We start from the raw sequence: 1,336 nt of genomic DNA on the forward strand, positions 1-1,336 counted from the left end.
CCCGCAAATAGGAGTCGACAATACCGGTGGTCGGGGTCGAACCGACACTCCAGAAGGAACACGATTTTGAGTCGTGCGCGTCTGCCAATTCCGCCACACCGGCAGTTCTAAATTAATGGAGGCAGCAACCGGATTTGAACCGGTGATAAAGGTTTTGCAGACCTCTGCCTTACCACTTGGCTATGCTGCCATTAAAATTGGCTGGGCTAGCAGGATTCGAACCTACGAATGACGGAGTCAAAGTCCGTTGCCTTACCACTTGGCTATAGCCCAAAATAATATAAATGGGGCGATTGATGGGAATCGAACCCACGAGTGTCGGAGCCACAATCCGATGCGTTAACCACTTCGCCACAACCGCCATATTTATTGGCAGGGATAGTAGGAATTGAACCCACACTGGAGGTTTTGGAGACCTCTGTTCTACCTTTAAACTATATCCCTATATAGCGTAATGGTGGAGGGGGACGGATTCGAACCGCCGAACCCTAAGGAGCGGATTTACAGTCCGCCGCGTTTAGCCACTTCGCTACCCCTCCAAAAAGGTGGCTCAGGACGGAATCGAACCGCCGACACAAGGATTTTCAGTCCTTTGCTCTACCGACTGAGCTACTGAGCCACACGAAAAGAAAAAATCTATATTAACAGTAGATACCTACTGGAATAAGATGGCGGTCCGGACGGGACTCGAACCCGCGACCTCCTGCGTGACAGGCAGGCATTCTAACCAACTGAACTACCGGACCAAATTGCGGGGACAGGATTTGAACCTGCGACCTTCGGGTTATGAGCCCGACGAGCTACCAGACTGCTCCACCCCGCGATAATTTTATTAAGGTTTTATGGCGGAGGAAGAGGGATTCGAACCCCCGCGCGGTTTAACCCGCCTGTCGGTTTTCAAGACCGATCCCTTCAGCCAGACTTGGGTATTCCTCCATATATATAAATGGACCCTGTAGGACTCGAACCTACGACCGGACGGTTATGAGCCGTCTGCTCTAACCAGCTGAGCTAAGGGTCCATTAATTTTATAGCGGCGGAGGGGATCGAACCCCCGACCTTACGGGTATGAACCGTACGCTCTAGCCAGCTGAGCTACACCGCCATAATGGCATAGAAAATGGAGCCTAGCGGGATCGAACCGCTGACCTCCTGCGTGCAAGGCAGGCGCTCTCCCAGCTGAGCTAAGGCCCCATAATAGAATTATTTGAACTGGTCGGGAAGACAGGATTCGAACCTGCGACCCCTTGGTCCCAAACCAAGTGCTCTACCAAGCTGAGCTACTTCCCGTAATGCTTAAATGGCGCGCCCGACAGGAGTCGAACCCATAACCTTC

Annotated in this window: 13 tRNA genes; all 13 read right to left on the bottom strand. The window is 52.2% G+C overall.

Annotation, left to right across the window (positions count from 1 at the left end):
* Positions 1 to 21: 21 nt before the first annotated feature.
* The 13 genes from CZ487_RS00020 to CZ487_RS00075 all read right to left on the bottom strand — a co-directional run bounded on the left by CZ487_RS00020 (position 22) and on the right by CZ487_RS00075 (position 1,290).
* Positions 22 to 103, bottom strand: a tRNA-Leu gene (locus CZ487_RS00020).
* A 13-nt stretch (positions 104 to 116) separates the two neighbouring features.
* Positions 117 to 190, bottom strand: a tRNA-Cys gene (locus tag CZ487_RS00025).
* An 8-nt stretch (positions 191 to 198) separates the two neighbouring features.
* Positions 199 to 273 (bottom strand) — tRNA-Gln (locus tag CZ487_RS00030).
* Between the two features lie 12 nt (positions 274 to 285).
* Positions 286 to 361: transfer RNA gene (locus CZ487_RS00035), tRNA-His, on the bottom strand.
* 9 nt (positions 362 to 370) lie between these two features.
* Positions 371 to 444, bottom strand: a tRNA-Trp gene (locus CZ487_RS00040).
* A gap of 11 nt (positions 445 to 455) precedes the next feature.
* Positions 456 to 539, bottom strand: a tRNA-Tyr gene (locus CZ487_RS00045).
* Positions 540 to 546: 7 nt separating this feature from the next.
* Positions 547 to 619: transfer RNA gene (locus CZ487_RS00050), tRNA-Phe, on the bottom strand.
* 50 nt (positions 620 to 669) lie between these two features.
* Positions 670 to 746, bottom strand: a tRNA-Asp gene (locus tag CZ487_RS00055).
* Positions 747 to 749: 3 nt separating this feature from the next.
* A tRNA-Met gene (locus CZ487_RS26120) sits at positions 750 to 823 on the bottom strand.
* Positions 824 to 843: 20 nt separating this feature from the next.
* A tRNA-Ser gene (locus CZ487_RS00060) sits at positions 844 to 936 on the bottom strand.
* Positions 937 to 947: 11 nt separating this feature from the next.
* Positions 948 to 1,021: transfer RNA gene (locus tag CZ487_RS00065), tRNA-Ile, on the bottom strand.
* Positions 1,022 to 1,121: 100 nt separating this feature from the next.
* Positions 1,122 to 1,194: transfer RNA gene (locus CZ487_RS00070), tRNA-Ala, on the bottom strand.
* Between the two features lie 19 nt (positions 1,195 to 1,213).
* Positions 1,214 to 1,290 (bottom strand) — tRNA-Pro (locus tag CZ487_RS00075).
* Between the last annotated feature and the right edge of the window lie 46 nt (positions 1,291 to 1,336).

Origin of the sequence: Robertmurraya dakarensis (genome assembly GCF_900156875.1) — a bacterium.
Taxonomy (GTDB): domain Bacteria; phylum Bacillota; class Bacilli; order Bacillales; family Cytobacillaceae; genus Robertmurraya; species Robertmurraya dakarensis.